Source organism: Winogradskyella sp. PE311 (assembly GCF_046545555.1).
Classification (GTDB): domain Bacteria; phylum Bacteroidota; class Bacteroidia; order Flavobacteriales; family Flavobacteriaceae; genus Winogradskyella.
Genome location: NZ_JBHZTH010000003.1, coordinates 275,026 through 299,714 on the forward strand (window position 1 = coordinate 275,026; position 24,689 = coordinate 299,714).

Annotated in this window: 25 protein-coding genes; 11 read left to right on the top strand and 14 right to left on the bottom strand. The window is 31.5% G+C overall.

Translation table 11 applies throughout. From position 1 onward, the window contains the following. Positions 1 to 16 precede the first annotated feature (16 nt). The 5 genes from ACFWU4_RS12415 to ACFWU4_RS12435 are packed head-to-tail and all read left to right on the top strand — an operon-like array spanning position 17 to position 3,947. On the top strand, positions 17 to 1,231 hold the full coding sequence (locus ACFWU4_RS12415; protein ID WP_411128338.1) for an MFS transporter: 1,215 nt from the start codon (positions 17 to 19) through the stop codon (positions 1,229 to 1,231). After that, positions 1,228 to 1,605: a VOC family protein gene (locus ACFWU4_RS12420; RefSeq protein ID WP_411128340.1), complete on the top strand. Its 378-nt coding sequence runs from the start codon at positions 1,228 to 1,230 to the stop codon at positions 1,603 to 1,605. The genes ACFWU4_RS12415 and ACFWU4_RS12420 overlap by 4 nt, the downstream gene beginning before the upstream one ends. A gap of 5 nt (positions 1,606 to 1,610) precedes the next feature. Beyond that, positions 1,611 to 2,588, top strand: coding sequence for a YpdA family putative bacillithiol disulfide reductase (locus tag ACFWU4_RS12425; protein WP_411128342.1), 978 nt, complete (start codon positions 1,611 to 1,613; stop codon positions 2,586 to 2,588). After that, the gene (locus tag ACFWU4_RS12430) at positions 2,585 to 3,334 is read left to right on the top strand and encodes a DJ-1/PfpI family protein (RefSeq protein WP_411128344.1); all 750 of its coding nucleotides are present in this window, start codon (positions 2,585 to 2,587) and stop codon (positions 3,332 to 3,334) included. The genes ACFWU4_RS12425 and ACFWU4_RS12430 overlap by 4 nt, the downstream gene beginning before the upstream one ends. Before the next feature lie 10 nt (positions 3,335 to 3,344). Then, on the top strand, positions 3,345 to 3,947 hold the full coding sequence (locus tag ACFWU4_RS12435) for a hypothetical protein (RefSeq protein WP_411128346.1): 603 nt from the start codon (positions 3,345 to 3,347) through the stop codon (positions 3,945 to 3,947). Between the two features lie 5 nt (positions 3,948 to 3,952). Here ACFWU4_RS12435 and ACFWU4_RS12440 read toward each other — a convergent pair whose 3' ends face one another. Next, the gene (locus tag ACFWU4_RS12440; protein ID WP_411128348.1) at positions 3,953 to 4,390 is read right to left on the bottom strand and encodes an Lrp/AsnC family transcriptional regulator; all 438 of its coding nucleotides are present in this window, start codon (positions 4,388 to 4,390) and stop codon (positions 3,953 to 3,955) included. A 120-nt stretch (positions 4,391 to 4,510) separates the two neighbouring features. On the opposite strand from ACFWU4_RS12440, the gene ACFWU4_RS12445 reads away from it, so the two are divergent. Next, positions 4,511 to 4,906 carry a hypothetical protein gene (locus ACFWU4_RS12445; RefSeq protein WP_411128350.1) on the top strand — a complete coding sequence of 132 codons (396 nt, stop codon included), beginning with the start codon at positions 4,511 to 4,513 and terminating at the stop codon, positions 4,904 to 4,906. 13 nt (positions 4,907 to 4,919) lie between these two features. Here the strand turns inward: ACFWU4_RS12445 and ACFWU4_RS12450 are convergent, their stop codons facing one another. The 3 genes from ACFWU4_RS12450 to ACFWU4_RS12460 all read right to left on the bottom strand — a co-directional run bounded on the left by ACFWU4_RS12450 (position 4,920) and on the right by ACFWU4_RS12460 (position 11,285). After that, positions 4,920 to 5,531, bottom strand: coding sequence for a DEAD/DEAH box helicase (locus ACFWU4_RS12450; RefSeq protein ID WP_411128352.1), 612 nt, complete (start codon positions 5,529 to 5,531; stop codon positions 4,920 to 4,922). A gap of 51 nt (positions 5,532 to 5,582) precedes the next feature. After that, the gene (locus tag ACFWU4_RS12455) at positions 5,583 to 7,613 is read right to left on the bottom strand and encodes a TonB-dependent receptor family protein (protein ID WP_411128354.1); all 2,031 of its coding nucleotides are present in this window, start codon (positions 7,611 to 7,613) and stop codon (positions 5,583 to 5,585) included. Between the two features lie 237 nt (positions 7,614 to 7,850). After that, on the bottom strand, positions 7,851 to 11,285 hold the full coding sequence (locus ACFWU4_RS12460) for a methylmalonyl-CoA mutase family protein (protein ID WP_411128356.1): 3,435 nt from the start codon (positions 11,283 to 11,285) through the stop codon (positions 7,851 to 7,853). Positions 11,286 to 11,429: 144 nt separating this feature from the next. Between ACFWU4_RS12460 and purU the strand changes: the two genes are divergently transcribed. Both purU and ACFWU4_RS12470 read left to right on the top strand, forming a co-directional pair. After that, positions 11,430 to 12,284 (top strand): formyltetrahydrofolate deformylase, encoded by an 855-nt coding sequence (gene purU / locus ACFWU4_RS12465; protein ID WP_411128358.1) that lies wholly within the window; start codon positions 11,430 to 11,432, stop codon positions 12,282 to 12,284. Positions 12,285 to 12,549: 265 nt separating this feature from the next. Beyond that, on the top strand, positions 12,550 to 13,650 hold the full coding sequence (locus tag ACFWU4_RS12470) for an OmpA family protein (protein ID WP_411128360.1): 1,101 nt from the start codon (positions 12,550 to 12,552) through the stop codon (positions 13,648 to 13,650). A gap of 46 nt (positions 13,651 to 13,696) precedes the next feature. Here ACFWU4_RS12470 and ACFWU4_RS12475 read toward each other — a convergent pair whose 3' ends face one another. Both ACFWU4_RS12475 and ACFWU4_RS12480 read right to left on the bottom strand, forming a co-directional pair. Then, complete coding sequence (locus ACFWU4_RS12475; protein WP_411128362.1) at positions 13,697 to 14,827, bottom strand: TlpA family protein disulfide reductase; 1,131 nt, start codon at positions 14,825 to 14,827, stop codon at positions 13,697 to 13,699. A gap of 82 nt (positions 14,828 to 14,909) precedes the next feature. Further along, positions 14,910 to 15,878, bottom strand: coding sequence for an MBL fold metallo-hydrolase (locus tag ACFWU4_RS12480; RefSeq protein WP_411128364.1), 969 nt, complete (start codon positions 15,876 to 15,878; stop codon positions 14,910 to 14,912). A 41-nt stretch (positions 15,879 to 15,919) separates the two neighbouring features. Here ACFWU4_RS12480 and ACFWU4_RS12485 point away from each other — a divergent pair, with 41 nt between their 5' ends. After that, complete coding sequence (locus ACFWU4_RS12485; protein ID WP_411128366.1) at positions 15,920 to 16,627, top strand: DUF4197 domain-containing protein; 708 nt, start codon at positions 15,920 to 15,922, stop codon at positions 16,625 to 16,627. A 197-nt stretch (positions 16,628 to 16,824) separates the two neighbouring features. Here the strand turns inward: ACFWU4_RS12485 and ACFWU4_RS12490 are convergent, their stop codons facing one another. Genes ACFWU4_RS12490 through prfA form a run of 4 tightly spaced genes read right to left on the bottom strand, consistent with a single transcriptional unit; the run spans position 16,825 to position 20,275 of the window. Next, positions 16,825 to 17,517: an outer membrane beta-barrel protein gene (locus ACFWU4_RS12490; protein WP_411128368.1), complete on the bottom strand. Its 693-nt coding sequence runs from the start codon at positions 17,515 to 17,517 to the stop codon at positions 16,825 to 16,827. Positions 17,518 to 17,526: 9 nt separating this feature from the next. Further along, positions 17,527 to 18,315, bottom strand: a complete 789-nt coding sequence (locus ACFWU4_RS12495) for an ABC transporter substrate-binding protein (protein ID WP_411128370.1) — start codon at positions 18,313 to 18,315, stop codon at positions 17,527 to 17,529. A gap of 33 nt (positions 18,316 to 18,348) precedes the next feature. Beyond that, the gene (gene pyrF, locus ACFWU4_RS12500) at positions 18,349 to 19,164 is read right to left on the bottom strand and encodes an orotidine-5'-phosphate decarboxylase (RefSeq protein WP_411128372.1); all 816 of its coding nucleotides are present in this window, start codon (positions 19,162 to 19,164) and stop codon (positions 18,349 to 18,351) included. A gap of 34 nt (positions 19,165 to 19,198) precedes the next feature. Further along, positions 19,199 to 20,275, bottom strand: coding sequence for a peptide chain release factor 1 (gene prfA, locus ACFWU4_RS12505; RefSeq protein WP_411128374.1), 1,077 nt, complete (start codon positions 20,273 to 20,275; stop codon positions 19,199 to 19,201). Positions 20,276 to 20,393: 118 nt separating this feature from the next. On the opposite strand from prfA, the gene ACFWU4_RS12510 reads away from it, so the two are divergent. After that, a complete protein-coding gene (locus ACFWU4_RS12510) occupies positions 20,394 to 20,681 on the top strand; it encodes a hypothetical protein (protein ID WP_411128376.1) in 288 nt (95 codons plus the stop codon). Between the two features lie 15 nt (positions 20,682 to 20,696). Continuing rightward, a complete protein-coding gene (locus tag ACFWU4_RS12515) occupies positions 20,697 to 21,356 on the top strand; it encodes an ATP-binding cassette domain-containing protein (protein ID WP_411128378.1) in 660 nt (219 codons plus the stop codon). Here ACFWU4_RS12515 and ACFWU4_RS12520 read toward each other — a convergent pair whose 3' ends face one another. The 4 genes from ACFWU4_RS12520 to ACFWU4_RS12535 all read right to left on the bottom strand — a co-directional run bounded on the left by ACFWU4_RS12520 (position 21,357) and on the right by ACFWU4_RS12535 (position 24,612). Continuing rightward, positions 21,357 to 22,364 (bottom strand): DUF3078 domain-containing protein, encoded by a 1,008-nt coding sequence (locus ACFWU4_RS12520; RefSeq protein WP_411128379.1) that lies wholly within the window; start codon positions 22,362 to 22,364, stop codon positions 21,357 to 21,359. A gap of 14 nt (positions 22,365 to 22,378) precedes the next feature. After that, a complete protein-coding gene (locus ACFWU4_RS12525) occupies positions 22,379 to 23,557 on the bottom strand; it encodes an AIR synthase related protein (protein ID WP_411128381.1) in 1,179 nt (392 codons plus the stop codon). A 46-nt stretch (positions 23,558 to 23,603) separates the two neighbouring features. Then, positions 23,604 to 24,317: a Curli production assembly/transport component CsgG gene (locus ACFWU4_RS12530; protein WP_411128383.1), complete on the bottom strand. Its 714-nt coding sequence runs from the start codon at positions 24,315 to 24,317 to the stop codon at positions 23,604 to 23,606. A 157-nt stretch (positions 24,318 to 24,474) separates the two neighbouring features. Beyond that, on the bottom strand, positions 24,475 to 24,612 hold the full coding sequence (locus ACFWU4_RS12535) for a hypothetical protein (RefSeq protein WP_411128385.1): 138 nt from the start codon (positions 24,610 to 24,612) through the stop codon (positions 24,475 to 24,477). Positions 24,613 to 24,689: the final 77 nt, after the last annotated feature.

Consider the following 24,689-nt stretch of genomic DNA (forward strand, 5'->3'; position numbering starts at 1 on the left):
TATAACAACAACCAAAATGAAAAAGCTATACTTTAATTACGTTGAATCTTTTAAAGATTTGTCTAAAGAAATTTGGTATCTCTCACTAATAAGTTTAGTGAACAGAGCTGGCACTATGGTGATTCCATTTCTTTCACTTTATTTAAAAAAAGATTTAGGGTTTTCTAATAATGAAATCAGTTGGATTTTTGTTTTTTTCGGAATAGGGTCTGTTATTGGTTCTTGGTTAGGTGGTAAATTAACTGATATCATTGGATTTTATAAAGTTATGATTTTAAGTCTATTCCTTACTGGACTTAATTTTATAGTATTACAATATATGGCTTCATTTTGGGGATTTTGCATTGGTATCTTAGTAACAATGTCTATTGCAGATAGTTTTAGACCTGCAGTTTTTGTTGCCATAAAAGCCTACAGCACATCAGATAATCAAACTAGATCAGTTGGATTATTAAGATTAGCAATTAATGCTGGTATGGGAATTGGACCCACTTTAGCAGGTTTAATTATTGTTCTTAAAGGGTATAATATTATATTCTGGATTGATGGTATAACTTGTATTATAGCAATACTATTATTTAGCTATTTGGTCAAAGACCCAAAAATAAAACCATCTGAAACGAGAGAATTACATCAAAATTTAGATAAAAATGTTGTGTACAAAGACACTTCATTTTGGATTCATTCTATAATATGTTTTTTATTCGGAATGGCATTTTTTCAACTTTTTACAACAATTCCGCTTTATTATAATGAGGTATTTCATCTTAACGAATTTAAAATTGGAGTTATCTTGTTTTTGAATGTTGTAATTATTGTAGTTTTTGAAATGCCACTTATAAATTATTTAGAAAAACAGTTGATTCCTGTGACAAAACATATAATAATGTCTTGTCTATTATTAACCTTAAGTTTTTTAGTCATGTATCAAAATTTTTGGATAGGAATATTAATCATTAGTATAATACTAATGACATTGAGTGAAATGCTTGGTTTTCCATACACAAATAAATTTGCATTATCACGTGCAAAAGAAGGTTTAGAAGGCAGTTATATGGCCATGTATGCTATGTCATTTTCTCTAGCGCATATTTTTAGTCCGAAAATTGGATTTAGTATCATAGATCTTTATGGCTATCAAGTTAATTGGCTAGTTACAGCTGGTTATGGTTTATTGGGTTTTATACTATCTTATTGGTTATTTAATCGTGTAAAAAAAGAAAAATCATGAATTTAAATCAAGTTACAATCTCATCCTTAGATGTTATAAAGTCAACCGACTTTTATAAAACTTTAGGTCTAAAACTAATCGTAGATGCATTACCAAGGTATGTACGATTAGAATGTCCTAATGGAGAATCAACATTTTCCATTAGCAATGTTGATATCTTACCAGAAGGAAATAATATAAAATTATATTTTGAAGTTAATAATCTTTTTGAGACAGTTTCTAAACTCAAAAAAAAAGGTATTACTTTTAATTCTGAAATTACCGAGCAGTCATGGAAATGGACTGATGTGCATTTAAATGATCCCGATGGGCACCAACTGATTATTTATCACGCAGGAAAAAACAGAAAGAATCCGCCATGGAGAATTAACTAAATGAAATGACGAACCATTATAAAGACATTGTAATTATTGGTGCAGGGCCAATAGGAATTGCTTGTGCATTAGAATGTAAAAAAAGGAACTGGGATTATCTAGTTATTGAAAAAGGATCGTTAACAAATTCACTATTCAATTACCCATTAAATATGACCTTTTTCTCAACTTCTGAGAAACTAGAAGTTGATAGTATTCCTTTTATTAGTAACAATCCTAAACCTACTAGAAATGAGGCATTAGAATATTATAGACGAGTAACAACTTCAAACCAGCTTCACATTAATTTGTATGAGGAAGTTAACAGTTTGCAAAAAATTAATGATCGATTTAAGCTCGTTACAGATAAGGCAACCTATTCTAGTAAAAAAGTAATAATTGCAACTGGTTTTTATGATATTCCAAAAGTTTTAAATGTACCTGGAGAGAAATTAAATAAGGTATCGCATTATTATAAAGAAGCACATCCCTACTCTTTGCAAAATACAGCTATTGTTGGAGCAAGTAATTCTGCTGTTGACGCAGCTTTAGATATTAATAGAAAAGGTGGAAATGTTACCATGATTATACGAGGAAAGGCAGTTGGAGAACGTGTTAAATATTGGGTAAGACCAGATATTATAAATCGCATAAAGGAAGGAAGCATAAAAGCTTATTTTAATGCTAAAATAAAAGAAATTAAACCTAAAGAGATTATTATAAAGACGCTTAGGGGAGATATTACAATTACAAATGATTATGTGATTGCCTTAACAGGTTATAAACCAAATTTTGAATTTTTAAAACAAGCCGGAATCACTTTTTCTAATGACGACAAACGCATACCAAATTATAATTCTAGCACAATGGAGTCCTCTGTTGAAGGACTTTATTTAGCCGGTGTAATTTGTGGTGGTATGGAAACCCATAAGTGGTTTATAGAAAATTCGCGAATTCATGCAATACAAATTGCAAATCATCTAGAAACCGAACTAAAAAAATGAGATATTCAATTCTATTAATCGTGCTAATGCTCATCCTGGGTTGTAAAGATTCAAAAAATAATCAACCTCTCCAGGAGCAAGGAGGTGAACGCAACATAAAAGAGATTCCAATATTAGAGCCCAATCGCTATAATGTTGCATTTTTAATCATGGACGGTACGTATAATACAGAACTTACTGCACCATTTGACATCTTTCAGCATACCATTTTTAGAGATAGCATTAAAGCGATGAATGTATTTACAGTTGCAAATACAGATGACCCAATTACAACATTTGAAGGTATGCGTGTATTACCAGATTTTAATTATGTGACAGGTTCACTGCCTAAAATTGATATTCTCGTCGTGCCTAGTGCTGAACATCATTTAGATACCGATTTAGAAGATGAAGTAATGCTAGACTTTGTTAGAAAAACAGACAAAAAAGCACAGTTTATAACATCGCATTGCGATGGGGCTTTTGTCCTTGCTAAAGCTGGACTATTAGATAATGTAGTTTCAACAACTTTTCCGAGTGATATTGATAAAATGCGAGACATGTTTCCAAGTCTTGATATTAGAAAAAATGTACTCTTTGTACATGATAATAAATATATTACCTCTGCAGGTGGTGCTAAATCCTTTGAAGCTGCTCTTTATTTAAGTGAGTATTTGTATGGTAAAGACATTGCTAAATCTTTAGCCGGTGGCTTAGTTATTGATTGGGAATTAGAAAAGGTACCACATTTAATAATAAAACACTAAGCATCATTTTATGAGATTAACCTTTCTTTCCCTACTCACCTTAATATTTTTTACATCATGTGGTGCTAATAAAAATAGTATACCTGAAAATGATTTAAATAACAACATAAATAATAAGTATAATAAACAATATAGAAATTCTGTTGACGGTAGATTCGGTAAAATGGGTAGCGCAACTTTAGGTCAATTTTACGAAGCTCTAGGGCAAAATCTTAATATAAATATTGATACTTCTAAAACTATTCTTATTAACTATCTGCAAAAAGGAGATAATTGCATCGTAAGGTCGGGAGATGAAAAATATGAAAAAAACGTCCTAAAAACGTACAAAAATATGTCTGATAGAATATCTAAAATCTATGATACCAAAAACATTTTAGTACTTACAAAAAATTCCTACTTCTCTAAGTATGCCGAAGATAATACCGATTGGTTGGAAGATAATAATTTTATAAAAAATAATATTTTCACCTCTAATAAAAACTGCTCCGGTTTTTTTATACTAAGAACAGACGGTAAATTTTACAAATACTACGGAGAAGATTATTTTTCAATTGTAAAAAAACTATTGAGTGCAAAAGAATGGGATTATCCTGATAAAGTATTAGAATAAACACCCTATTTTAGAGGCTTTACTTCACTATGTTTAATAACATGAGATAAGACGATCTGAGTCTTAGTTTCACCATAAATTATGAGTTGGTCAATAAAAGATTCGAGATGTTTTTGATTTTTTAAAACTACTTCCATAACTATATTTTCATTTCCAGTAATTCTATAGCAATTTAGAACTTCATCATAAGTTTTTACTTTTTCTAAGAAAGGTTTTAGCATTCCCATAAAAGCGCGGAGTGTGATTAACGCCTTTAATTGATAACCCAACTCAAATGGTGAAACAAAGGTCGTATAACCTTCTATTACTTCAGCATCTTCCATCTTCTTAATACGCTCACTAACAGCAGGAGAGCTAACGCCAACACGTCTTGCAATCTCTGCATTAGACATACGAGCGTTCAGCTGAAGACACTTTAATATCTTCCAATTGAGACCATCCATATATTTTTAAAGTTTTTAGTAAAAATTAACACTTATATTAAAGCAAATATAGCTTTTTACTTTAATATTTAAATTTAAATATCCAACTAACTCCGTAAATTCGTGTGATTGCTATAAAAAATGAATTATAATTTACCATCACATTTATCTGATTTGCCTATCTATAAAAAGGCTATGGAGATTATTATAATCTCGAGGGATATCTCAACTTATTTAAATTATGATTTGTCCTATTTAAACGCTGATGGGTCAGAAGATACATCCATTTACTTTACAGGCGATATAGTGCAACAATCAACAAGTTTAGCTCCTGAGATTTTAAACGCAGAGCGCGAACGTTTTTCGGATAAAAAGCATAAGCATCTCGAAAGTTTAGAATTATTAACCGATCGGTTATATAAAAACTGTAAGCGTTTAGAGCACTCAAACAGTAACGGCAGGGATTATCTCCCTATGCTCCGTTATGAATTAAGAAAGTTTAGAAAACTGCAACGCAGCTGGATGATGACTTTATAATTTTAACACATTTCTATTCCTTTACAAAATGGGCGTTGCTCATAAATGAATTCTCGTAATTTTTTATTTTGGAATTAATGTCTTCCGCAATAATTACAAACTGACATTTACTAATACTTTCTGATAATCTTAGGACATGATTATAAGCATTATTTCTCCCTAAATAATCTGCATCTTCTATAGCAAATAATTGTACTTCACCTAGATGTATACCATTTAAAAAATAGAGCTTACTTAATCGTGCCGGAGTGGCTATAACAATATCTTGTCCGGGATAAATCTCAGTTTTTTGCTTTTCTATATCATATTCATCATATAACGTATAAATTCGCAAATCTGTATTCTTAATAAATTTTTCAAATTCTTCTTTTAATGCTATCGCATCAGTTTTGTCTTTTACAACAATAATTGCCCTTGGAGAATCTTCGAAAGCAGCAGCCTTTAATTTATGTATTGTAGCTATAATAAGTGCAGTTGTTTTTCCACTTCCTCTTGGTGCAATGACATAAGCATTTGCACCCCCTTTTAATGTTGGGAGTAGCTTCTTTTGAAACCCATTTGAGTTTTCGAAACCTAAATGTCCTAAGGATTCTTTTAATAAAGGATGTAACTTTTTAAATGACATAAAAATAATTATACTAATTATTAAGATTTCCCTGTAAAATCTTACTCTTACTTATAACAACAAACGTAAGCCACCATAAATATTTGCTCTTGCAGCAGGCTCAAAATAACGACCACCAAAAGCATTAATTCTAATATTATCATTGTAGGTTTCGTCTAATACATTATTAACTCCCAAAAATGGTACTAAAGTTAAGGTCTTTAATTTTATCGTTTGTTTTAGTCTTAAATTTAAAATTGTATAGGCCTGATCTTTTACCGAATTACTATCATTTACATACAAAGCGCCTACGTAACTGCCCTGTAATTGTACAAATAAACCTTTCTTAGAAGTGTATATTGAGTTTAAAGAGGCACGATGTTTTGGTATCGCAGGTAAAGTATTTCCATCAAATACACCATCGCTAGTCACGTAATCTTTATACCTAAAATCTGAATACGTGTAACTTGTATTCACCTTAATATGCTCATTGAACTTATTAGTTATAGATAACTCTGCACCTTTTCTATTACTTCTGCCTGCATTTCTAAAAAAATTACTTCCGTCTTCTAACTCTAAAGGTACAATATCATTCTTTGTTTTAATGTAGAAAAACACCAACTCGGCCTGAGTTTTTTTATTATTCAATTTATATCCAATTTCATAATTTGTGGCTTTTTGGGCTTCCAAACCTTCATTGAATCCGCCATTTGAAAATGGATTAGACGACAACTCGTTTAGGACTGGTGTTTCAAAACTTGTAGATATATTTCCAAACAAATAATGGTTATCTAGTACATTATAATTTGCACCTAGAGAGATATTAAAAGCACTTAAATTAATACGTCCTGAATCGTCACCATTTTCTATAAAATTATCTTCTGCTTTTAATAGATTAGAGTCATAGCGCAATCCGCTACTCAATAAAAATTTATTAATTTCAAATTGGTCTAAAATATAAAAACCAAAAGTATTAAAAATTTCATTTTGGTCTAAAGTTTTTTCACCTTGTATACTTTCGAGATTCCTAAACCGCTGTCTAAAATCGTTTTGAAATGCAACCTCATAACCCACTTGTATTTTGTTAGTGTAACGTTCTTTTTTTGTACTGAAATCAATGTTGCTACCATGACCAAAATAGTTTCGATCTAAATCTATGACACCACCAAACTCGAAAGGTAATTTTCCGTAAAAATCACGGGTCGCAAAAAATGCATAAGTATTAAATTTTGCCAACGTGCTAAATTTATAATTATAATTTGCGCCGATTTTAAATTGTTTAATACTTTCTTCTGTACCAAAATCGACATTACGTTGTCGTGCCTGTCTCCTGTTTTCGTTAACTGTATCTATAGCTATTCCACCAGGATCTTGTGCAAAAGGGCTATTAGTATAGTTTAGAACTAGATTAAGTTGAGAACGGTTAGAAAACGCATGAAAAATTCTAGCATTAAAGTTTGTATTCTCAAAACCAGAAAAATCTCTATAACCGCTAGTTTTTAGATGATTTGCTTGTAACAACAAATTGGTGTTTTCATTTTGTAATCCTGTTGCAAATTGATACTGTTGCATGCCATAATTTCCGCTTGTAATACCAAAATTGAGATAGTTCTCATTAACTGTATCTAAGGTGTTAATTGAGATCACTCCGCCTGAAGCATTACCATATAACACCGACGATGGACCTCTAATGACTTCAATAGTTTTAATAGCACCAAGATTTAAATTATCTATTTGACCTTGTCCATCTGGTGTTGTTTCTGGTATACCATCTACCATAATTTTGACACCTCTAATTCCAAAAGATGAACGTGCTCCAAAACCACGAATAGAAACACGTAGATCTTGAGAATAATTGCTTGCATTTAGAGCAAATAGACCTGGTACATCAATTAAATAATCATTAAAACTGAGCTGTTGTCTACTATTTTGACTTAAAGTAAAATCCTTAACTGTAATCGATGCTGGTAATTTCTCTTTTATAGTTTCAATCCTAAAAGACTTTACGAGTACAGGATCTAGTTTTTCTATAATAGTATCTTGTTGCGCGTGAGTTGACACAATAAAGCCTGCAAATACAAAAAGGATATGTAGATATTTCATTGAAGACTTTAAAATTAAATCTAGATTGCGAAAATATTAATTTTAAAAGACTATTAACTATAAGTTAGTATAAGTAATCCTCAACATTTTTAAAAGCGCAACTTGCTTCTTTACTTATGCTTTAAAAATCCCAAATCAAAATCGAAATAAGCGATTCAATCGCTATTTATAAGATACTTCATCTAAACTCAGCATAAGGGATTCACTCACTTTTTCTAAAAAAAAGTGGTTCTCTGCTTACATGTTTCGGCGATATTGTCCTCCTACTTCGAATAAAGCTGATGTTATCTGCCCTAAAGAACACACTTTACAAACCTCCATTAGTGCTTCAAAAATATTCTGGTTACTTATAGCTTTTTCCTGTAAATCTCTCAATAATTCAGCAGTATCATGGGCGCTGTGAAGGTTTTCTAAAATCTTTATTTGATATTGTTTTTCTTCTTCAGTTGCTCTAATTACCTCTTTTGGTATAACAGTTGGGGAACCTTTACTGCTTAAAAATGTATTTACGCCAATTATAGGAAACTGTCCATTATGCTTTAAAGTTTCGTAATACAAACTTTCTTCCTGTATTTTAGAGCGTTGATACATGGTTTCCATCGCACCTAAAACGCCACCTCTTTCTGTAATTCTATCAAATTCTAATAATACAGCTTCTTCAACTAAATCAGTTAATTCTTCAATAATAAAAGACCCTTGAATAGGATTTTCATTCTTAGCTAAACCTAATTCTTTATTAATTATTAATTGTATAGCCATGGCACGTCTTACTGACTCTTCTGTAGGCGTTGTTATAGCTTCATCATAAGCATTGGTATGCAATGAATTACAGTTATCGTAAATCGCATATAAGGCTTGGAGAGATGTTCTGATATCGTTAAAATCAATTTCTTGAGCGTGTAAGCTACGGCCAGATGTTTGAATGTGATATTTCAACATCTGCGCTCTCGGATTAGCTCCATATTTATGCTTTAAGGCTTTTGCCCAAATCTTACGAGCAACACGACCAATAACTGCATATTCTGGATCAATTCCGTTTGAAAAGAAGAATGATAAGTTTGGACCAAACTTATTAATATCCATACCTCTACTCAAATAGTATTCTACATAAGTAAACCCATTAGATAAGGTTAATGCTAATTGTGTAATTGGATTGGCTCCTGCTTCTGCAATGTGATAACCAGATATCGAAACCGAATAGAAATTACGAACGTTATTTTCAATAAAATATTCTTGTACATCTCCCATTAAACGTAATGCGAATTCTGTTGAGAAAATACAGGTATTTTGTGCTTGATCTTCTTTTAAAATATCTGCTTGTACTGTTCCTCTAACTTGAGCAATCGTTTTGGTTTTAATATCTAAATAGACATCAGCTGGCAAGACTTGATCTCCGGTAACACCAAGTAGCATTAACCCTAATCCGTTATTACCTTCTGGCAAATTACCATTGTATGTTGGACGTTCTTTTCCTTTGTACAGTTTCTTGATTTTTGCTTCGACCTCTTTCTCAAGATCGTTTTCTTTTATATAGATTTCACATTGTTGATCTATGGCAGCATTCATAAAGAAACCTAGCAACATTGGTGCAGGTCCATTAATGGTCATACTAACCGATGTCATAACATTTGCTAAATCAAAACCAGAATATAATTTCTTAGCATCATCTAAACAACAAATAGAAACACCTGCATTTCCTATTTTACCATAAATATCTGGTCTTAAATCAGGATCATTACCATAAAGTGTTACACTATCAAAAGCTGTTGATAGTCGCTTTGCTGGTAATCCCATACTTACATAATGAAAACGTTTGTTAGTTCGTTCTGGCCCACCTTCACCTGCAAACATACGTGCTGGATCTTCACCTGTTCTCTTAAATGGATATAATCCTGAGGTATATGGAAATTCGCCTGGTACATTTTCTTGTAAACACCATTTTAAAATATCTCCCCAAGCTTGATACTTAGGTAAAGCTACTTTTGGTATTTGCGTATGTGAAAGTGACTCAGTATGTGTTTCTATCTTAATTTCTTTATCTCTTACTTTAAAAGAATAGATAGGATTTTTGTATTTGTTTACTTTTTCGTCCCAACCTGTAATCACTTCCCAATTATAGGGATCTAGGTTTAATTTTACACGATCGAATTCTGCTATGAGTAATTTTAGAAAATCCTCTTTGTCATTCTGAGCAGAGCGAAGAATCTCTTCTTGGTCAATACCAAACTTATTCAAATGAGATTTCTCACTATCGTTCGAAATGACAGCAACCGAACATATCGTTTTATAAATACCATATAATTTCTGAGCAACCTCAACTTGTTCATTTGCCTTTTTATCATAAGCACGATTGCTTTCAGCTATTTCAGACAAATAGCGTGTTCTGCTAGGTGGAATCACAAAAATCTTCTCACTCATTTCTTTAGAAATTTCGAAAGTCGATTTTAAATCAGAATCTGCCTTTTCAACCAATTTATCCATAATCGCTTTGTAAAGCGTATTCATTCCTGGATCATTGAATTGTGATGCAATTGTACCATATACTGGTAATTCGTCCTGAGGAATATCCCAAAGATTATTATTACGCATATACTGTTTCTTTACATCGCGTAATGCATCTAATGAGCCACGTTTATCAAATTTATTTATAGCTACTAGATCAGCAAAATCGAGCATATCGATTTTTTCTAACTGGGTTGCAGCCCCAAACTCTGGTGTCATTACATATAGAGCCACATCACTGTGCTCCATAATTTCTGTATCGGACTGACCAATTCCGGAAGTTTCAAGTATAATTAAATCGTATTCGGCTGCTTTTAAAACTTCAATTGCTTCATTTACATACTTAGAAAGTGCTAAATTCGACTGACGTGTTGCCAAACTACGCATATATACTCTTGGCGAGTTAATAGCATTCATTCTAATTCGGTCACCTAACAACGCACCTCCAGTTTTTCGTTTTGAAGGATCTACAGAAACTAATCCTATGGTCTTTTCAGGGAAATCTATTAAAAATCGTCTTACCAATTCGTCTACTAAAGATGATTTGCCAGCACCTCCTGTACCTGTAATTCCTAGGACCGGAGTATTTGATATTTTATTTTTATTATGGATTAGCTCTAAGGCGTCTTTAGCAACCTCAGGAAAATTTTCGGCAGCAGAGATGACTCTTGCAATTGCTTTAGGATTCTTTTTGTGTAATATGTTTACTTCTCCATTAAGTGTATCACCAATAGCAAAATCTGATCGTTGTACTAAATCATTAATCATGCCTTGTAAACCCATTTCTCTTCCATCATCTGGCGAATAGATTCTGGTAATTCCATAATCCATAAGGTCTTTGATTTCTTCAGGAAGAATAACTCCACCTCCACCTCCAAAGATTTTAATATGCGCTGCGCCTTTTTCTTTCAACAGATCGTACATATACTTAAAATACTCATTATGTCCGCCTTGATAAGACGTCATTGCAATTGCATTTGCATCTTCTTGTATTGCGGTATTCACTACTTCCTCCACACTTCTATCATGACCTAAATGAATAACCTCAACTCCTGTTGATTGAATAATCCTGCGCATAATATTGATAGCAGCATCATGACCATCAAAAAGTGATGCAGCAGTTACTATTCTAACTTTATATTTCGGCTTGTAAGGTACAGCTTGTTCCATTCGTAAAAAAATTGCTTAATTGAGTAACAAATTTACGGAATATTCAAAAAATTACCACTATAATTAACAATTATCTAAAAGTTATATAAAGTTAGGCTACAACTTAATTTTAGTAGATTTTAGCTATGGTAATTCAAACGTATTATGAAAAAGATCACACTGCTTATTAATTGTAAAGACCAACCTAACATTATTGCTTTAGTCACCAACTTTATGGCCTCGAATGGAGGTAATATTGTTTATGTAGATCAGCATGTTGATAGAGAGCAGAATATATTTTTTATGCGTCTTGAAAGTGAATTTAAATCCCCTTCTTTTAATATTGTAGATTTTAAGGCACTTTTTAAGTCGACTTTAGTAGAAACGTTTCAACTTAAATGGCATTTATATGACTCAGAAGAGAAGCTTAAGATGGCTTTATTTGTTTCAAAGTACGATCATTGCTTATATGATATATTGAGTAGATATAGTTCTGGCGAATTATTTTTAGAAATTCCATTTATAATAAGCAACCACAATAACTTAAAACCTATTGCAGATCGCTTTAAAATTCCCTTCTATCATATACCCGTAACTAAAGGTAATAAGAGAAAAGCTGAGGAACAACAATTAGAATTATTAGAGTCTCATCATGTAGATTTTATTGTACTAGCACGTTATATGCAAATTGTCTCTAATCTATTAATAGATAAATATGTGGATAAAATAATAAATATTCACCATTCGTTTCTACCCGCATTTGTGGGTGCCAAACCTTACCACTCAGCGTACGAGAGAGGTGTAAAAATTATTGGTGCTACCAGTCATTACATAACAGAAAAACTTGATGCAGGACCAATTATAGAACAAGATGTAGCACATGTATCACACACGTATACCATCAAAGATTTAATATCTAAGGGACGTGATTTAGAGAAAATTGTACTTTCGAATGCCATTAAACTTCATGCTAAAAGAAAAGTGATGGTTTATAATAATAAAACAGTAATATTCTCATAAAAATTTAGTTTAAACTTTTATTGAAAAAAAATGAATTGAAAATAATCATTAAAAGTGTTAATTTTTTACTAATTTTTTATATTTTTAACAAAAATAATGTCATTCAATTAGTTTGATGGTATTTTTTGATCGAAACACTATTAGCTCATCATCCTAACTTCATGCTAATAGTGACTCTTGCTAAACATTTGTGTCTAATAGAATACGTGGGGAATTTTCTCATGTTAAAAACAAACTATAACCATTAACTAATTTATTAATTCTTATGAAACAAAAACTATTATTATTAGTCTGCTTTATCGCTGGGATTGGATTTTCTCAAGCACAAGGCTTACCAACAAATCCTGAACCAGGAAAATGTTATGTAAAGTGTATTACTAAAGATACATTTAAGGATGTTGAAGAAACAATTCAAACGTATCCTGCTTACACAAATTTAAAAGTAGTTCCTGCAACATATAAAACTGTTGAAGAGCGCGTATTAGTGAAAGAAGCAACAAAGAAATTTGTGTATGTACCTGCTACTTATGAAACTCAAGAATTATCTTATGTAAAGCAAGCAAGTCGCACTGACTTAAAAGTTGTCCCTGCTTCTTTTGGAAATGACTCTAGAACTTTTGAAGTTTACCCTAAAACTACAGGGTGGGAATATAAAGTATTAGAAGATTGTCCTTCTGTAAACAAAGATGACTGTGTTGCTGCATGTTTCGTTGAATACCCAGCACAATCAAGAAGTGTAGGTTTTACAACTTTATCTTCAGATGCTAGCACAAATTCTATACCTGTACCTGAGCAAACAGCTACATATAAGAAACGTGTTATTAAAACTCCTGCAAGAATGGACGAAATTGAAATTCCTGCTGAATATACTACGATTAAGAGAAGAGTTGTTGATACACCAGCTTCGACTACAACAAATACAACTCCTGCACAGTACCAAACAGTTACACGTACTGTATTAGATAAAAAAGGTGGTATTACTACTTGGGAAGAAGTTGATTGTAATATTATAAATGCTACACCAATCCCAGTTTATTACGAAACAGGAAGTGCGAGATTAACTACTGCATCTAAAAGAGTTATTGACGAAAGATTATTAACTATCTTAAATGACAAGCCAGTAGATATTGAAATTATGTCTCACACAGACTCTAGAGGTAATGATGATTTTAACCAATCTTTATCTCAGCAACGTGCTAATTCTGTTGTTAACTATTTAGTATCTAAAGGAATTTCTAGAAATAGATTGTCTGCTAAAGGATATGGCGAAACACGTTTAGCTAACAGATGTGCTAATGGAGTTGAATGTTCTGAAACACAACACCAACAAAATAGACGTACAGAATTTAGAGTTCTTAGTAACTAAGACTAAAATTATTTAAGTCTTTGACTTAGTAAAAAAAGCTCCTTTTTTAAGGGGCTTTTTTTTGTATATGATAAACAGGATATGATATTGTTTTCTTTTCCGCCTTTATACCATAGTTATCCTCTAAATCATTTTGCATAAGTTGAAAAAATTTATAATGAAAATCCCAATCGTGCGGTGTTAAAGACAGGTTAGTATCATCTGGTACAATTACAGGTATATCTAAAACATGTGCTAGTTGGTATGCAATATCTTTTAAAGATACATTGTCCGCTTTTATCTCAGAATCGCCTATTAAATATCTCACATTATTTTCTCCCCAATCAATTTGATTTGTATCCCAAAATCTAGGATTTTCAACTGTAAAATTTATGCCCTCACCCTCATTAATTTTTCTATCTACGCCCAACCTCATCTCAGTAATGAGTTTAAATGCCATATTTTCGTTTGCACTAAATGGCTTTTTAAAATAAATTTCATAATTGGTATTTAAATCATCTGGCAATACAATTTGGTTTTTATAAATCTTTGCTAAATAACCAATAATAGGTTTTAAAGTACCTGTTAATTTTAAATAGTGTTTATTATCAACAACTATTAAGTCTTCACTTTTTGTAGACAAAGCCTTTATTTCTAGGTCTTGCGTCGGCTTATATTCGTTAACAGCAATTTCGTCTATAGCTACAACATTAAAAAATGATTCTACAGTAGACGTTTTAGTTTGCATTCTTAAAAATTTAGAAACCATATTAGCTTTTAAATTTGGTGCTCCTCCTCGCCACAAAACTTTACCATCTGCATTAAAAAGAACTCCATCCGGTAATACCTTTACTCCATAATTTCTAAATGTTTCCTTTTTATAATCTATGGCAACCGCTAATTTATTAGGTTTACCTTTTAAAAACCGTTCAACTTTTAAGGGATTCTCAGAAGAAAGTGATACCACATAAAAATCATTTGGGAACTGTTTTTGTAAAACGCCTAAATGTTCTTTTGCAGCTATACATGGTACGCACCATGTTGCCCAAAAATCAACAAAATACAGTTTATTATTATCTAGCGTAGCTATTTGAGATTCTTGGAGAAACTCCGAAACTTTAATTTGACCAAAAGAATAAGATGCTGTTAGGAGGCAAATTATAACTAATGTAAAATGTTTATTTTTAAAACAATTCATATAAAAATATAATTTACTTAAGTGTATTCAAATACCATGCTAAAATAGTCAATTTAATGAATCACTCCATGTCTAACGCAACCTATAACTGAAAATTGTCACCTTCTTTAGCAAATCTAAACCCTAAATTTTGAATACTATCCTTTAAATAATGATTATCTCTAATTGTTGGATTAGTATGATTAAAATGTATAAAATGAATTTTATGTTTAGTTGCTAAGGATTCATTTTCAAATAAAGTCGTTGTTTGTGTTGTAAATGGGTGTGGAATTTTACTCATATCGCGATCTAATTCCCCATCTCTAAAAAAAGAAGCATCTAAAAATGCATAATCAACTTTTTTTACTTCATCTACAATATTTAATTTCCAAGTTTCCCACTTATCTATATCTGGTATAAACAATGCTGACTTATGCTTTCCGAAAATTTTATAACCAACAGTTTCAGAGTATTCATCGCGATGTGGCACTTGAATAGGAAGAATACGCAATGAAGAATTTAAAGTTATTAATGAATCTTTAGCTAAGCACTTTAATTCAATATTATTTTTAGTTACTAATTGACTCCAAGGCCCATTATTTTCTAAGTAGTTTTTGAGTCTTGGCATAGCATAAACCGGTATATTATTACTTCCTAGTGCCTCAAACCCTAAATACATTAAACCTGTATAATGTCCTATATGAGCATGTGTTAAAAAAACACCATCAATTACTCTTCCATTATCTAAATGATTTTCTTTTAATATTTGCGTTTGTTCGCTCATGTCTGGTGTAGCATCGAACAACCATTTTTTCTTTTCTTTTAAATCAATTAAACCAAGACAAGAAACTAATTTCTTTGATTCTTTTTTATTATAATAAAGTTTGCAACACGCTTTATCACAATTGATTTGAGGATAACCACCATCTTGAGCTATTCCCAAAATTGTTATATACTGATCAATACCTTGTTCTTTTGATAAGTCTAAACCACCATCAGTTTTTTCTCTTTTTGTAGTACAACTTAGCACTAAAAACAGACAGAATAGAAATACTATTTTACTTTCTTTCATCTATATAATTTATCTTTGCTAAATATATAAAACCTTAAATCATGATTAAGAGAATTTTTGCCCTACTTATTATTTTAAATTTAACTGCTTGTGCAGAATTGCAGCAAGTTGTAGATTCCTTACCACAATCTGGTGGAGTACTCAGCGATACAGATATTGCGTCTGGATTAAGACAAGCTTTAGACCTAGGAATTGATAAACAAGTTACAAAACTTACACAGAAAGATGGTTTCTTTAAAAATGAGTTAGTTAAAATTTTACTTCCTGAAGAGTTAAGAAAAGTAGATGATGCACTTCGTAAGATTGGATTAAGTAGTTTAGCAGATGATGGACTAAAAGTGCTAAATAGAGCAGCAGAGGATGCAGTTAAAGAGGCCACGCCAATTTTTATTAACGCAGTAAAAGATATTACTTTTAACGACGCAAAAAATATTTTACTAGGCGACGACAATGCCGCAACATTTTATCTCACTAGTAAAACAAAAACAGAATTGTACAATAAATTTAAACCTGTTATTGACAATTCTTTCAGTAAAGTTGGAGCGGATCAAATTTGGACCAATCTTATTACTAAATACAACAGTATTCCTTTGACCAACAATGTTAACCCAGACTTAACAGACTATGTTACTAATGAAGCTTTAAAAGGAGTTTATACGATGATAGCTTTAGAAGAAAAAGAAATTAGAACTAAAGTTTCTTCTAGGACTACAGATTTATTAAAGAAAGTATTTGCTCTACAAGATTGATAATTAATAGTAGTATTAAACTTCAATTAATTATATGCTAACCTTAGCATAACATTTAACACAAATAAAGTTTGCATTTTTGTAATGCAGAAGATAAGTTATATTAAATCTTTACAAAAAATTAGAAAAGTTAGTTAGATTAAAGTCGGTATTTAGTTAGTGCCGACTTTTTCTATAATAATTTATAATCAAATAAATTAAAATAACCGAAATCCCAATATTAAAGAAGAATTTTTAAAAGGCCCTTGATAAGAGGCATATTTAGACAAAACATCTCTTGTTGTAGATATACGATATTCTAAACTAAAACGCTCGTTAAAGCTATAACCGAAACCTAAAACTAGGTTTAAATCCGATTTAATCTCTAGATCATTTTCGAACTCAAATTGCTCTTCATAATCTATTTCATTATTTAAATCCGCTACAAGAACTACAGCAAAATTTAAAAACAGCTTAGACCTTCCATAATACATATGATGCCTAATACCAACTGGCACTTCAATATAACTATAATCTATTTTGACAGATGTGAGATTAGAGTTATCAATTGCAGATGGTAATTTTTGAACGGAATTATATGAGTCATAAGTTGGCTCAACAAAAGCACTCCACTTATTTGAAGACGCAAAAATAAATTCCATTTCAATTCCAAATCTTATTGAATTCTCCTTATCAAAATTAACAGACTGATTATCTTCTATGAATATCCCTTCTTCAAATTTGACTTTTGACTTCGACCAAGACTGTCCTGTTTTAACTTTTAAGTTAAATGCACTATTAATACGTTTTATATATGACTTTTGAGCAGAATTTAAATCATTTTGAGCATAACTAGAAACTAAAAAAAAGACACAGAATAAAAATAGTACAAATCTTATATTATCATTCATTTATATTTTTCATTTATAACCTATGATTTTACTAAAATACGTATAAGACTTTAGTAATCTACTTCCATACCATGAAAACAATTCACCATCCACAATTTTAATAACTTTCCGAGGAAACTTAGATTTCAATTCTAACACATGTTTTTCACTAAAAGGAAAAGGCTCACTAGACAGAAGAATTATATCTGTATCTTTTAGTCTTTCGTCAGTTAAATTAATTTCAGGATATCTGTTTTCACTTTCAAAGCTATTTTCAAAACTTACCTCCCTGAGCATACTGTCTATAAAAGTGCCTGAAGCAACTACCATCCAAGGATCTTTCCAAATAAAATAAGCAACTTTCTGTTTTTTTATTGTCTCAACCTTTTTTTGAAAATTTATGCGTTTTTCTTCAATACTAGCAACAATACTAGAGGCTGCTTTTTCTATTTTAAAAAGCTCGCCATACATTCTAATAAGTTCAAAACAATCGTGAATATTAGATACATCACTAATATGAATTGGAGCAATCTCTTTTAAAGCCTCTATAATATCTTTAGTATTTTCTTCCTTATTACAGAGGATAATATCTGGTTGAAGTTCCTTTATTTTTTCGACATTAATTTTCTTTGTTCCACCAATCACTTTTTTAGATATTCTTAGATGCTTTGGATGAACGCAAAATTTAGTTACACCAACCAAACTAGATTCTAAACCTAAATCAACCAGTAACTCTGTTTGCGAAGGTACTAATGAAACAATACGCTCTGGAGTTTTTTGAATTACAATTGTTCTATGTAACTGGTCAATAAATTTCATTTCGAGATCTTAAAACAAGTTTAGAAGCGCAGATTATTCTGAAAGAATAGCTTTCATCTGTAGCTGTAATTCTCTAGCTTTTTCTGCTGCTGCATTTGCAAAATCTTCGGATTGAGAAGCATAAATAATACCTCTTGATGAATTGATTAACAAGCCAACAGAATCATTCATCCCATATTTACAAACATCTTGAAGGTTTCCACCTTGTGCACCAACTCCTGGCACTAATAAAAAGCTGTTGGGAATAATTTTTCTAATATCTAATAAATACTCAGCCTTTGTAGCTCCGACAACATACATTAAATTCTCAGAATTCTTCCAAGATTTAGAAGTCTCTAATACTTCCTTATATAATTCTACTCCATCAACAGATTTTGTCTGAAAATCAAATGCTCCTTCGTTGGAGGTTAAAGCCAAAAGAATAGTATGTTTATCTTTAAAAGCCAGGAAAGGTTCAACAGAATCTTTTCCCATATATGGGGCAACGGTAACACTATCAAAAGCTAAATCTTCAAAAAAAGCTTTCGCATACATCGTACTTGTATTTCCTATATCACCCCTTTTAGCATCTGCAATAGTGAAAATTTCAGGATGGTTTTTATTAATATAGTTAATAGTCTTTTCTAATGCTTGCCACCCTTTAATTCCGTAAGCTTCATAAAATGCTGTATTTGGTTTGTAGCCTACACATAAATGATGTGTTGCATCTATTATTGCTTTATTAAAGGCAAAAATAGGATCTTCTTCTTCTAGTAAATGCTTAGGGATTTTATTTAAATCTACATCTAAACCTATACAGAGAAAGGATTTCTTTTTTTTAATTTGTGTGATTAATTGTTGTGTAGTCATATTAGAAAAAAAGCCTCATAACAGAGGCTTAGATTTAAATTACATCATCATTAGCCTTTAACAACTCTGTGTTCTCAGCCAACATTAATTCGTCAATTATTTTTTGAATATCACCATTGATGATATTCGACAAATCGTATAGTGTTAAACCAATTCTATGATCGGTTACACGTCCTTGCGGATAATTGTAAGTTCTAATCTTCGCCGACCTATCACCAGAGCTTACCATACTTTTACGTTTTTCAGAATCTGCTGCTTGTTGCTTTGCTAATTCTAAATCGTATAAACGGGAACGTAACACCTTTAAAGCTTTCTCTAAGTTTTTGTGTGATGACTTTTGGTCTTGGCAACTAACAATCATACCAGTAGGCTCATGGTGTAGCTTAATTGCCGAATATGTTGTATTTACAGATTGTCCTCCTGGCCCTGTTGATGTTGTACGCTCAATACGTACTTCTGTCATATCCAACTCATAATCAAACTCTTCTGCTTCTGGTAAAACCATAACTGTGGCAGCACTTGTATGCACGCGCCCTTGGGTTTCTGTTTGTGGTACGCGCTGTACACGATGCACACCAGCTTCAAACTTTAATGTACCATATACATCATCACCAGAAACTTCGAAAATAACCTCTTTAAAACCACCAGATGTACCATCACTTTGACTTACCACATCAACCCTCCAATTTTTATCACTGCAATACTTAGAGTACATTCTAAATAAATCACCAGCAAAAATACTAGCTTCATCTCCACCTGTACCTGCCCTTACCTCAACCACTACATTTTTAGCATCGTCTGGATCTTTAGGAATGAGCATAAATCGGATCTCCTCTTCGAGTGTATTTATAGTTTCTTTTGCCTCGTCTAATTGCATCTTAGCCATTTCTAACATTTCTGCATCAGACCCATCGGCTATAATTTCTTCAGCCTCACTAACATTATCTAAAGCTTCTTTGTAAACTTCACCTTTATCAACAATCAATTTAAGATCCTTATATTCTTTCATCAACTTAGCGTAGCGCTTTTGGTCTGATATAATATCTGGCTGAATAATAAGATCGTTTATTTCATCAAAACGCTGCTTAATTATCTGGATTTTCTCTAACATCTTTTTACAAAAAATTGAATTTCAAAAGTACAATAATTTATGAATTTTGAAGAGCAACTTGTAAGGACATATGAACATTTGAAAATAAAATACCCAAAACATACGTTACATTATTAATATGCAGAGACTCCTAGCTATACTTGCATTTTATAAACCGTTTGTAGTCTGGTCTTTTATTGTAACCGCTATTATTGGATTTTTTAATCCACAATTAGCACCTGCAATAGTGACCAAATTATTTCTTACGGTTTTTGCATGGTATTATGTTAATGAGACTAGCAACAGACGTAAATTAACCTTTTATAAAAATTTAGGATTATCGCCTTTAAAGCTATTTTCCTCTATGTTCGTTGTAGACTGTATTTTAACAATTGGATTCCTTATTGTTTTTAAGGAATTCACATAAAAACGAATTTTAAAATTGAAATTTGAATTAGACAATGTAGAACTTTACTTTAAAAATAGACGAATTTTAAATGGTATTTACCTAAAAGCAGAAACTGGAAAGGTTACAGCAATTTTAGGTAGAAACGGTTGTGGCAAAAGTAGTTTACTTAACATTGCATTTGGTAGCTTAAAGCCAAAGTATATGCTAATACGATTAGATAATATACCGCTATTAAAACCACTGTATAAAACTAAATTTGTAAAGTATCTATCTCAATATGATTTTATTCCTAATGGAATGAAACTATCTTTTGTTTTCAAACTTTACGACTTAAATTGGACCAATTTTATCGAAAATTTTGAAGGTTTCTCAAAATATAAAACTGCAAGATTTAGAGCATTATCTGGCGGAGAAAGACGCTTAATTGAAACTTACATCATTATAAAATCCGATAGTAAAATTGTAATATTAGATGAACCCTTTTCTCATTTATCACCACTGCATATTGAAATAGTGAAACAAATGATTAAAGAAGAAAAAGAGCATAAAATTATTATTATTTCCGATCATATGTACAAACACATAATTGATAGTTCTGATGATCTTTATTTGCTAAAAAACGGAACAACAAAGAAAATCGAAAATCTAAAAGACTTAGAAGATTATAATTACTTAATCTCTAATAGCCTTTAATTAAGGCTCAGGATTAGTTTTAATGATATTGTCTAAGTCTAGCACTACGCCTACTCCAAGAAGTTGTTTCCACTGTAGTTTAGGACCTTGCAAAACAATTTCCTCATTTGTCATTTCATTGCTCTCTACTTCTATCTTAATATCGTTATCATACCTGAGATGAGAACCGAGTGTAGCCTGAACATATTTATTGACTTTCATATCTAGATTAAATTCCCAATCTAAATCTACATTACCGAAGCTATTTAAATAGTCTGTATATAATCTTAAACGTGTATTTAAATTCATATTGTCAAATACTTCTTCTTCAAACTGACCAGTTAATAATATACCTAGTTCTTGCCTTGACTTTTTACCTTCTTTAATTATGTTACCCTCTAAATCATATATAGCAGGATCTACGCCAAAAGCTCCTTGATTTGCCAAATTATCGTCCAAAACAAAAGTAGTTTTCAATGTAAAAGGCGAACCGTATAGCGATAATCGATTTATATGGCGTCCATATTCCATACCAATACCCATAAAAACATAACCTGGTGCTAAAAATCTCGAAATCGGTTCATCAGCATCAGGATTACTAAATCCATTAGCAAATTGCGTGTTAAAACTAAATCTAGCAGAATAAAACCAATTACTCTGAGAATTTTTTTCTAAACCAAAATTTGAAACCACCTCCATGACATCCTCTGTTTTAAAAACTGGCTGATTATCTTGTTTATTAAGTCCGTATCGTAAAGTCAATGCAGAATTCCAAAAGAGATTTTCTTTTTTTAAATTAGCAGTTGCTCTGCCGCTTAAAATAGCAGATATGGAATTGGTACCACCAGCATTCCAATTTGTGAAGGACACCTGATTAAGATAAAAGCCAACTTCTTTTTTAGTTGACCATCCTAATTTAGCTTTTTCCTTTTTCTTTTTGCGTAAGAATAATGAATCTGGTTGAGCAAAAAGACCAAGCGAAAAAAATAAAGAAAATATAAAAATAATATTACGATAGTTGTTTTGCATACCTAAATGAACTATTAATAATTAAACGTACCGTACTCACTTTTAATTGTAAGTTTCTTTTTTTCTGAAGCCTCAACTCTACCGATTATCTGGGCGTTTATATTAAAAGACTTAGAAATAGAAATTATATCTTCTGCAATATCCGGATTTACGTATAACTCCATGCGATGACCACAATTAAACACTTGATACATTTCTTTCCAATCGGTTTGAGATTGTTCTTGAATCAGTTTAAATAATGGTGGCACATTAAACATATTATCTTTTATAATATGAAGGTTATCTATAAAATGAAGAATTTTGGTTTGAGCTCCACCACTGCAATGTACCATACCATGTATAGTGTCACTATTATACGTATTTAAAATAGCCTTAATTATGGGAGCATATGTTCGTGTGGGAGAAAGGACTAACTTACCAGCATTAATTGGAGAACCGCCAACACTATCAGTTAGTTTAGTTTGGCCGGAATACACTAAATTTTCTGGCACTGCTGCATCAAAACTTTCTGGATACTTTTTAGCTAAATATTTTGAAAACACATCATGTCGAGCAGATGTTAAGCCATTACTTCCCATACCTCCATTGTATTCCTTTTCATAAGAGGCTTGCCCAAAAGATTCTAACCCAACAATGAGATCGCCTGCTTTAATATTAGCATTGTCAATAACATCTGATCGTTTTATTCGAGCTGTTACTGTAGAATCAACAATTATCGTTCTTACCAAGTCGCCAACATCGGCTGTCTCACCTCCAGTAGAATGAATAGTAACACCGAATAATTTTAAATCATCAATTAATTCTTCCGTACCATTAATTATAGCCGAAATCACCTCTCCCGGAATTAGGTTTTTATTTCTACCTATTGTTGAAGACAACATAATATTATCTGTTGCACCAACACAAAGTAAATCATCAATATTCATTATTAATGCATCTTGAGCAATCCCTTTCCAAACAGAAACATCTCCTGTTTCTTTCCAATACATGTAAGCTAAGGACGATTTTGTACCTGCCCCATCTGCATGCATTATTAGGCAATAATCATTATCGTTAGTTAAATAATCAGGTACTATTTTACAAAATGCTTTAGGAAATAACCCTTTGTCAATATTTTTTATAGCGTTATGGACATCTTCCTTAGAAGCGGAAACACCTCTTTGTGCATACCTTTTGCTTACCGAATTACTCATGGACAGTTCTTAATTGTTGTACTGCAAAAGTATGAATTGTGATTAATTATTCTTCAGGTAGTATGGAATTTGTTTTTATTTTGGTCGGAATCTTTTCTAAACGTTTTAATCTTTGATTCTCACCACCGAAATACAAATTAATACCAAACCCTAATCTTAGAAAAGAATCATCTTCTTGGTCATTAATTAAAAATTCTACTTCATCATCCAAACTATAATTGTATTCAGCAAATAATTTTAAACCAAATTTACTAGCAACTATATATTCAAAACCAAATCCAGCTTGAATCTTAACAGCACTAATTTCAAAATCATTTAATGCGTTATAACCAAAACCACCAAATAAAAATGGAGAAAAGTCATCATAAGGCAATACCAAAAACTCTATATTAAAATCAATAGAAATTAATTCTTGTTCTATACTGTCGTAAGATAGGTTATAACTATTGTATGACAAACCAAGCAATAAGTGATCTGTTATTGAACGCTTGTAGCCTAGTTTATAAAATAATCCGTATGATGTATTTTCGGCGTCACCAATTAGAGTTCCCGCTCCTATAGCACCTTCAAAAACATTTGTACCTCTATAGTCATAGAATAGTAACTTATTAAATTCAGATTTATAGTATTCCGAACTGTCTCTAAGTGTTTGAGTCTCTAATTTGTCATAATCACGTGTATCTTCTTGTGAATAAATTAAATTAAAAGAACAAATTATAAATAATGTGTTAAAAAATAACCATTTAGATTTAAGAATCATAATTATCGATTTAATAATGCTAGGCTTTGATTCTTAGGGTTGAGAAGGGCACGCAATATAGTAAATTAAAAAACTAAAAAAGATAGAATAAATCTATTGACTTACTCTATCTTATTTATAAATTTCAGTTGGCCAAAAGGCTCTTATATCTTAACTTTTAAGATTCTGTCTGTAGCTCAGATTGTACATTTACAATCTCATCATTAGCAACATCATTGATGCTTTCTGAGTTGTCTTGAGAAAGCACTAATGTGGCCCCTACAAGAATTGCTACACTAAGTAGTAATTTCTTCATTTTAAACAAATATTGATTAATAGCACTACAAACATACTAAATAAACTCTTTGTAATAATAGTAGGAATCAGTTTTTT